Source organism: Enterocloster sp. HCN-30185 (assembly GCF_037890305.1).
In the GTDB taxonomy this organism is placed as follows: domain Bacteria; phylum Bacillota; class Clostridia; order Lachnospirales; family Lachnospiraceae; genus Enterocloster.
In genome coordinates this window covers 1-9546 of the sequence record NZ_JBBKBT010000028.1, presented here as the reverse complement: position 1 = coordinate 9546, position 9546 = coordinate 1, and the positions used below count along the sequence as shown (strand labels likewise).

The 9546-nt window shown below is 34.2% G+C and carries 7 protein-coding genes; 1 reads left to right on the top strand and 6 read right to left on the bottom strand.

All coding sequences use genetic code 11. From position 1 onward, the window contains the following. Positions 1-118: 118 nt before the first annotated feature. Together WKT10_RS15680 and WKT10_RS15675 are read right to left on the bottom strand one after the other, a co-directional pair. Positions 119-1849 carry a tyrosine-type recombinase/integrase gene (locus tag WKT10_RS15680; protein WP_121056313.1) on the bottom strand — a complete coding sequence of 577 codons (1731 nt, stop codon included), beginning with the start codon at positions 1847-1849 and terminating at the stop codon, positions 119-121. 18 nt (positions 1850-1867) lie between these two features. Further along, the gene (locus WKT10_RS15675) at positions 1868-2971 is read right to left on the bottom strand and encodes a tyrosine-type recombinase/integrase (protein ID WP_340278023.1); all 1104 of its coding nucleotides are present in this window, start codon (positions 2969-2971) and stop codon (positions 1868-1870) included. Between the two features lie 240 nt (positions 2972-3211). On the opposite strand from WKT10_RS15675, the gene WKT10_RS15670 reads away from it, so the two are divergent. After that, positions 3212-4009 carry a helix-turn-helix domain-containing protein gene (locus WKT10_RS15670; protein WP_055219104.1) on the top strand — a complete coding sequence of 266 codons (798 nt, stop codon included), beginning with the start codon at positions 3212-3214 and terminating at the stop codon, positions 4007-4009. Positions 4010-4433: 424 nt separating this feature from the next. Here the strand turns inward: WKT10_RS15670 and WKT10_RS15665 are convergent, their stop codons facing one another. From WKT10_RS15665 to WKT10_RS15650, 4 genes are all read right to left on the bottom strand, one after another. After that, positions 4434-4952: a ClbS/DfsB family four-helix bundle protein gene (locus WKT10_RS15665; RefSeq protein ID WP_117849504.1), complete on the bottom strand. Its 519-nt coding sequence runs from the start codon at positions 4950-4952 to the stop codon at positions 4434-4436. A 54-nt stretch (positions 4953-5006) separates the two neighbouring features. Then, the gene (locus tag WKT10_RS15660) at positions 5007-5609 is read right to left on the bottom strand and encodes a Type 1 glutamine amidotransferase-like domain-containing protein (protein ID WP_071144650.1); all 603 of its coding nucleotides are present in this window, start codon (positions 5607-5609) and stop codon (positions 5007-5009) included. A gap of 76 nt (positions 5610-5685) precedes the next feature. Then, a complete protein-coding gene (locus WKT10_RS15655; RefSeq protein WP_015513594.1) occupies positions 5686-5853 on the bottom strand; it encodes a transposon-encoded TnpW family protein in 168 nt (55 codons plus the stop codon). 1246 nt (positions 5854-7099) lie between these two features. After that, positions 7100-9546: DNA methyltransferase (locus WKT10_RS15650; protein WP_340278022.1), on the bottom strand; the 2447-nt coding region annotated here is incomplete at its 5' end.

Below are 9546 nucleotides of genomic sequence, written 5' to 3'. Positions count from 1 at the left end.
CTGTATCTTTTCATTACGAATCTCTGATATGTAGTACACCCTGTTTTCCTTCCATTTCAGCCCAGCCAACTGTTTTTCTGTAGCTTGTTGATAACAGTCATAAGAAATCAAATTAATATTACCTTTCATCATCTTCTACTCCTTTCAATTTAAATGACTGATTTCTTGAAAAATATTTATCTTCAGCCGATACAATACGTTCCGGCATGAAATCAATGTACTGTTTTGTCATATTCTCACTTGAATGTCCCAGATAATCTCGTACCCCTTGTATAGAAACTCCATTTCCGTACATTGAAGTTGCAAGGTTATGTCTGTAATCGTGTGCTCTAAAGATATAATCTCCACAGGCAATCCCACGAGCCTTACACTCCCGAATCATCTGATTTGAAAATGTCTGTCCATTAAATGCACCACCTTTTTTATTTTTGAATAAATACTCCCCATTTTTTATTCCGTACTTTTTTTCATAATCGTTCACCAGTCCAACCAATAAACTCGGAACAGGAATGACTTTTTCCCTCCGCATTTTGCTTTGATATATGCGCATCCAATTCTCATTGCCTTGTGAATAAAAGGCTCCCGATTTTATTGTACAAACCTCGCTTTTCCTAATTCCTGTGCAAAACAAAATCAAATACATCAACTGTAAATGCTCTGGGAATGCCGGCAACTCCTTAATCAGATGAGCAATTGTTTTTTCTGGAACACTTCTTTCGTTGTGTTCTGGAAAACCTTTTTTTAAAAATCGTTCCGGATAAAACTTCAACACTTCAATATTTTTCATTTTCAAAAACTGTAGAAATGTATGTATATGAGTTATATATCGGTTAAACGTGGAATATTTAATATCGGACACATCCAAAATAGATACATAATCCGCTATATCTTGTATCTCCAGTTCAGTTACTTTCTTACTCTGTCCATCCAGATATTTTAAAAATTGTGAAATAAAACTTATTGTATTTCGGATATTTGATAAAGACAGATCAGATATCCCAACTAAATATTTTGCGTATAATTGTAAATACCAACGATTTTCTTTTTCGTAAATATTAATAAATGAAAGGCTTTTAACAGGTGAACTGGCATTGATTCTTGATTTATCAAACTGAAACCTATCCATATACCAGATACATGCTTGCCAATTTATCTCTGAATCTGTTAGAAATAACGTTCTTCTCGCAAACTCAACAATCTTAGAAGCCTGTTTTTTTATAATTTCTGACTCCTTGTTTAAATACAGATAAAATCTGTTTTCATCTGCCTGTTCCATTTCTTCAATATCATCTATTCCGTACTTATCGCAAAACCGTACAAGTGCTTTTAATGGTTCTAAAAAATATCTTCGATGTCTTTGTACCTTATCCATATTCAGAATTTCACACAGCAATATTTTTGTCTGTCGCACCAACTGTGATGAATGTATCCTCGTTAAGTCCCATAACAAATCATTCTTATCGACCACCTGACGGAAAGATTGTGCTTTCTTCTTATTGGGGACATACAGCAAAAACAATTTGTCTTGCTTAAAAAACTCCTGTTCTACAGAGAAAGGATTTCCTTGTGAATAGACATCCGGCATATTTTCTATTTTTAAACGATCAAATAAGCTCATTAATTCCACTTTATATTTTTCTGAAATATCCTCTTTTTCAAGAGACTCCATATACATTTTTCTCGTTTCATAGTTAATATCTGCAGTACACTGTATATCTGTATACTGAAAAAATTTATATAACCGGTTATAGTATTTTGCTTCTCCATTCGTAACTAAAGATATTTCTTCCTTTAATTTCTCAGATATTTTTTCCTGATATAACTTCGGAACAATTTTTAATACTGCCAAGGTAATCCCTCCTTCCTTTTACAGAAAATCTGCAATTTGGTATAAATCTTCATTATTTGAGTAGTATTGATCTGTTGCTTCTATCAATCGTTCATTATTTTCACCCAAGTATTTAATGGTAGTTTCAACCTTCTTATGCCCCAGGGCAAAACGAATGTCATTCAAATCCCATCCTTCTTTTCTTCTTTCCTCCGCAAAATAGTGTCGGAGCTGATGCGGATGGGAATTGATATCCGTTTTTTTGGATAGTCTTTTCAACATGCTATACACAGAATCCGCATCTAATGGCTCTTCTTTGTTTTTTCCAGTCAATTTTGTAAATAGATACTCCGAGTTCATCAGACTTTTTCGATTATCAGAAATGTACTTAACCAAGAACTCAAAAGTTGTATTACTTAACAAAGCCATTCTATATTCTGCATTTTTTGCTCTTGCCAAGTTGGTATTGGATTCACGATACCTTACCCGAACCGTCCTTCTTTCAAAATCAATATCTTCGGTATAATGGATTCCCAGAATTTCCCCTAATCTAAGACCGGTTTCTGCCATCATTGCTATCAGCAATCGATCTCTATCATTCGTACAGGCATTTATCAGCTCCTGTATTTCTTCGGATGTTATTTCTTCCAGATTAGGTTCTTCTTCTTTGAAGAAACCTTTAAACGAATTCACTGCATTTTGATGATTTACTCCCATACTGTCAAAATACGATACTTTTTTTACTCGTAAGACTTTAAGCATTGGCAAAACATCTTCCAGTGCCAAAAAGTGGTAGTATCTGAAAACTGCACCAAGATACATATTGCAGGTCTTATTGCTCGTTTGTGTATTATGCTCAGTATGCTTTCCACTCTTAACCCAATACAAGAAATCAATAAAATGTTTATTCTGCTCTGAATAGGATAGCAATGTAATCTCATCCAATCCTATCGTTTGCTCCTGCAGATAATTGTAATAATATGAAAGTGCGAAGGCTGCGGATTTTACAGTATTCGGAGAAGCATTAATCTGATCCAGATGCTTCAAATACTTTGATGGAAGGATTTCAATTTCTTCAATATCAGAAATAATCAAAAAACGTGGTCTATTATCTTTCAAAACCGAAACAACCCTATATTTCAATCCACAGCCCTCCTTCCTTTCTTTTCGATTTGTTTGACTTCTTTGACTTCTTGATTTACATTATACACAAAGATGTCAAAATGTCAATTACGTTTTTGACTTCTTTGACTTTTAAAGGAATATCAATAAAGCATTTTTTGATTTCTTTATGTTTTAAATTGATTTTTAGGGATATAATTGATAAGATAAAATACAAGAAGTCAATTTATACAAAGTCAAAGAAGTCAAGAGGAGATTTGAATGAACGAATTTATATCAAATTCAGGCACACTAATAAATCCTGACAGCGTTTACGATCAGGAAAGATTCATCAATATACTTCAAATCATTTTACAGAAAAAAACACAAAAAGAATTATCTGAACAAACAGGCTTAAATAATGCAACCATTTCACGAATGCTCAACGGTGCCCGATCTGGAAGACCATATAAAAGCACTATTGATAAAATTGCAAAAGCCATTGATGATCCAGAACTTATCCAAGAATTATATGATGCAACGGGATATTCTTCTAAGAAAATACGGGAACGGAAAAAGATAATTGCAGACAATGGATTTTCTCTGGATCTCTCTACTGTTCAGGTGCATGAAAAATTTTTTTCTACCTTAATGCGTGGACTTTCCATGATGACAAGTCTGCATAAAGTTGAATGGACAATAAAATCCGGAACACCCAGATCATACGATTATTTAATTGAATTAAAAGAGGGAAATATAGATTATTGGTATATTAGATATGTAGATAGAATTACTTCTGATGAAGAAAGAAAAAAAGCCTTAACTGCCATTTATGGAGAATTTGCAAAATTGAAATTGGGCGGAAAAATCAAAGTTTCTTGCGCCACTCCTTCTTACGAAGATTATGATTATTTTGTTACAATTCCACCATACCAATTAAATACAAATGCTTCAATTATATATTTTGATTCTGAACTCGAAAGATTTGCAGACGAAACCTTTTTAGAGACAGCTTTACCACTTAAAGAAAATATTCCTGTTAAGGATTTTTGTAATCTTACCGAATCACTGATACTATAACTTTTTGATTTTATCACAGAGAGAGTTGCTTATGGCTCTCTCTTTTTTTAACGCTTCCTCCTCCCATATTCTAACTCATTATGGCAAATCATTTTCTAAAGCAAGTATCGCCTAGAGTAACTCAAAATCCCATTTCTGGATTATGATTCTCTGACGAACTTAATGGAGATTACGATTCCCCATACCCTCAATATCACAAAATATCAAATTTTGCTATTAGCTCATAATAAATTTTCGCAGCTATCTGTTTTTGCACTCATAGATACCAAAAGCTTTTTATAACCATCTGCTTCTACCAGTAACAAAATGTCAATAGTTTTTTAATCACTTTTTCAAAAAAGGCAAAAAAATAGAACGTATAGATTATTTCCATACGCTCTATCTCACATTTCATATTAAATTTTTGAATTCTACAAACTGGAAGTTATAGTGCAATCTTTTTCCATTTTCTAATCTTGGTTCTAAAGGTTCCGAACGGAGCAACTGTATTAACATGTATGAATTTGTATACTTCCCAGACAGCTGTTTTAGTTGCTTCGTCAGCCCATTTTCTCATATGTGGTTTAAATAATTCTTCATCACTCAGAGAATCAATCATTGCATAAATAGAGTTGATATTCTCATTCAATCTGTCTTTCAATTCTTGCAGTGACAGCTGAGCATATGTATCTGTAAACCATTGATATAATTCGCCAAGCTGATTCCACTTAAAATTATCCGAAGGAGTATTGACAGGAATACCCTTTCTTTCGTCTGATTCCCATTTAATAACAAGAGTTGTCCAGCCAACCTGATAAGCAAGATTTTCTGCCGGAGTTCGATCGACCTCATCAATTCTCTTATCTTTTAAATGCTCCGGAATATCATTAAATTCTGAAATATACTTTGCAAAGCTTTTATTTATCTCGTTTTTAAGCTCGTCTTTATTCTCATATGTTCTCAATAGTCTATCTCCTCAGCTTCCGATTTTCCAGTTTCAAAAAAAGGATTTTGCAAATTAGTCTTTGCAAATAACCCTTGAACCTTCACCATCAATTACAATTCCCTGATGGTTGTTAATAGGGCATAGATTCAAATCCGAAAACTCAGTCATTATTTTCTCGGTAACTTTCTTAAATGGTGCTGTAAGATAATGCGGAAGAACATAGAAATCAATCAAATCAAGCCCTGCATCATCTTCTTGTGAGTAGTCCTCCGGCTTTTCATCCATTTGCTCGATATATTGGATGCTTGGAGCGCATATAATTGCGCCTGCCGACTCGCCGATCATCAATTTTCCATTTACCAGTTCCTTTTTCAGCAACCCATCAGTTCTTGTTTTACGGAGTTGATCCATAAGAAAGAAAGAATTTCCGCCGGTAAAATATATCACATCTGCATCTTCAAAAACAGACTGTATCGTTGAATAAGCCTCCGTTGAAATATCAATTTCAGTTACGATTGCTCCCAACTTTTTGAATAATTTTCGAGCCGAGCCGACATAACCGGTGTAGCCTTCACGCAACGAAGCTGTTGGAATAAATGCGACTTTCTTATTTTCAATTTCTTCTTTTATCAGACTTCCTACACTTGAAAAGTGCGAACATAAAAATAGTTTCATCAATATTCTCCTTTATAAATACCGATTGGTTACTCACATGATATCATATTTTTTCTTCAATTACATCCACCTAATTTTAATATACTGCCTGTCGACTTGCTTCTGTAACCAGCATCCGGTTAATCTTCTCCTGCATTGTTTCCTTTGCATTTTCATTGAAATGATAACGGACAACATAGACTGTCTGCCCGATTTTCTTTGTAAATGTGTTACCCTCTGTTTTTGTATTCATCATTTTTTCCATAATCATTTTTCCTTTCTTTTGGAGCCCCAGCAGAGAGTCATTCCATTGGTCTCTGTCAGAACATTATTCTTTAAATCAGGCCCAAAATGGGCACTTCCAGTTTCACAGGCTACCTATATATAGCCTTTTCATTTTTGCTTGCAAAAAGCCTTGTGATCACAGCACTTTTTTAACGTAAAAAGCGTTTTAATATGATACAGCCAACGACAAGAAGCATATCTAACAAATATCATTGTCTATCACTTCTGTTTTCTCTGCCGATATCTCTCTGGTTAATGCCTAATAATCTTCCCTGCCAGACAAGACGATAAGTACAGCGTTTGCTTCTATCGTGTTTCCAAATACTTTCTTCCATCATACGATGGTTCTTCATCAAGTTCCAGTCCATGACGTTTACAGATATCTAAAAACATTGTCCGGCAGGCAGAATCGGCTGCAGATTCAAAATTTTATTATTCAAAATAAATAAAAATGGATTCCACCAAAATACCCATCACCAAAAATGTACTGGACACTTCTATTCATTATATTTGCACCAACAACTTGAAGTTATCTTCCTGCTTACGACTTTCCAACAACATAAACTCCAAATATCATTTTGATAATATAAAGATACTTCTTTCTTACCCCAGAGCAAGATCCACCTGTGTTTAACAATATTGTCTTTCCGACAAATATTCTTTCATCAGGTTTATATCTTGCTGGGGATTCCCCAAACCCATTCTTTCTATTTATGCCGAGATTACTGTACACATTAGAGCAAGATCCACCCCGGTAATACCATATCGCTATTTTAGCATTATGGCATTTTCCGGATGTTGGAATCTTGCTAAGGATTGTGCTCCCTAGTTCCTCACATTCAGCATAAATATATAATTGGTTCCTCGAATTTCTTCGGTCACAGCACAGGGAGAAAAAATAGGCTAAACAGCCCTATATCCCTGTGAAATCACCATGTGATTATAAAATAGCAAGGACAGGAAGTGTGGATACACTTCCGCAAAATTACCAATTTCGGAGCCATATCCAAAATTGAAAAATACATAAAAATCAAAAATCCGAAACCTTACTCGATATCCAAATTTATAATTTTTACAGATTACAAAAAAACCAATATGAAAATTTTACAAATTTTGTAACACATGTAAAATTCCCATATTGGTTTTCATTCATCTTTTATGGATTTGGAATATTCTATGTTTTCAAATATTTTACTTTGAGCAAAAAACAGCTCTATAAACTTTTATCATTGCATTTTCTGGTATAATTTCATCAACTCTCCCACACAATCTGCTTCCGTCATTTTTGTACTAAAGCCATACGCAGCCATAACAGCTTTATCATTTGCAGTATGTGCTCGTCGTAACTCGGCTGGCATTGTTAAAGGATCATATAAAGCCGCAAGATTACTACTAGGATATAATGTTCTTGCTTTCAAAATTTCCTGTGCCGATTTTTCAATTTGTTCCCGATTCTTCTCCGTTACTACAGGCCACGGAAAATTGTTATACACTATTGTGTTTGAATAACTATAATCACTTTTTAATCTTCCACACACTGCTCGCATCCATGCCATGTGAACATTCGACATCAATACACCAAATTCATAAAATGATGCATTGGGCATAGTGAATAATTTGTCTCCCGGAATAATTTCACCATCTAAATAATCCATTGGAATATATCTACGATTCTGAGAAGAAACTTTGGGAATCGCAATATATTGATTTTTATGTTCAAGTATTGATGCAAATAAAGTTGGATTCTCAGCCGCTTTTTTTGTGTTCGCTCTTGTACTACTAAGTCTAAATTCACGTACTTTATTCACTCGTTCTAATATCATCGGACATTTTTTTAATAATCCAGGATCAGCTCCAACAAGCCAAATACAATATCTCGGCTTTCGATCAATAAAATCTTTTCCCATCATATAATGTCTAAAAAACGGAGAAGCCTGTGGTTCTTTTTCCAAAAACTCTTCCTTTTCCTCTTCCGTCAATATTAAAAATCCACCATCAATTGCTTGCCCACCTAATGCTATTTCAGGAACATTACACAATGGTTTCATTCTTTTTTCAATGAATATATTTTCTGCATCAAGCAAATATCCATTAATGTTATTCGCCGGAATTGCGTTCTCACCTGAATAAATTATTTTCTGCTTATTATTTACAGCTCTGCTAAAGCCAACAATTACACAATGAACATGCGCTTTTATTGACGCTTCACTATCCCATATAAATGTTCTGTATGCAAAATCAATGTGTACACCTGATTCAAAAAGCGGTTTCCAGAGAATCGAAACACTTTCTCCCTGTGTAATTGAATTAGTTGATACCAATGCTGCTCTGATATTATAATTTCCCATATAGTCAGCCGCTTTTTTATACCAGCAACTAACATAATCAAGATTTCCTATACTCTTCCATCCTTCAAATATCTTCTCAACATCTTCCTTCTGCTCCGACGCCATCCAACGTGCTCCTACAAATGGCGGATTTCCCATTATAAACGATAATTTTTCTGCAGGAATTACATCATTCCAATCAATTCTTAATGCATTTCCTTCTGTAATATTTACATATGTCTTTAAAGGAAGAAAATCGTCATTAAATCCATACACAATATTTTTCGTTTCTTCCAACATTTGAGATTCTGCAATCCATAAAGCCGTTTTCGCAACTGTAACTGCAAAATCGTTAATCTCTATTCCATAAAATTGCTGAATAGAAACTCTAATTGGATTATTTACCTCTACCAATGTCATTTGTCCGCCAACTTTTTCCTTTATCACCTCATTCTCCAAACGACGAAGCGACAGGTATGTTTCTGTAAGGAAATTTCCGGAACCACACGCAGGATCAAAAAATGTAAGTGATGCCAATTTATTTTGGAATTCTTCCAATTTTTTATCTCTGGTACGCTTCACTTGAATTGCTCTAATACTATCAAATTCCTTCTGCAAATCTTCCAAAAAAAGAGGACTAATAACTTTATGAATATTTTCAATAGATGTATAATGCATTCCTCCTGAACGTCTGGTCTCAGGATTTAATGTAGATTCAAATACCGCTCCAAATATAGTTGGAGAAATATCACTCCAGTCAAAATCTTCTGACGCTTTTGTAAGAAGTAATTCTTTAATTTTCTCTGTAAAAGGTGGTATCTCAATAGTTTCATCAGCAAATAACCCACCATTTACATACGGGAACTGAGCAAGTTCTTCCTCTAAATACTCGTCTCGCTCTGATACAGGTGTATCCAATATCTTAAATAATTCTATTATAGCTCTCCGGCAATCCTTTACTTCATATGTTTCCAAATAATCATGGAACATATTTCTCTTTCCAAAAATACCAGCATCTTCTGCATACAAGCAAAAAACAATTCGCACACATAAAGCATTCAGGCTCTTTAGTTTATGCTCTCTTTTTTCTCTCTGCTCAAGTGTTTCATCCTTTTCCTTAATATCTGGTATACGATATTGTTTTAAAAACGCATCATAAATAAGCCCAACAATACCTCCTGCTTTTATTGATACTTCCATTTCATGCGATATTGTCTTTACTTCCTTTTTCACCAAGAAGTCCAACAATGGATATTTGCTTTGTAATTCATCTAAAGCAATCTTTGTCGGTTCTGGCTGTTTCTGGTTCATATCATAAATCCAAATTTCAGCAAAATTTGACGTAA

Coding starts and splice junctions, on each gene's coding strand:
- WKT10_RS15670 (WP_055219104.1), top strand. CDS start 3,212: ATGAACGAATTTATATCAAATTCAGGCACACTAATAAATCCTGACAGC.
- WKT10_RS15660 (WP_071144650.1), bottom strand. CDS start 5,609: ATGAAACTATTTTTATGTTCGCACTTTTCAAGTGTAGGAAGTCTGATA.
- WKT10_RS15655 (WP_015513594.1), bottom strand. CDS start 5,853: ATGGAAAAAATGATGAATACAAAAACAGAGGGTAACACATTTACAAAG.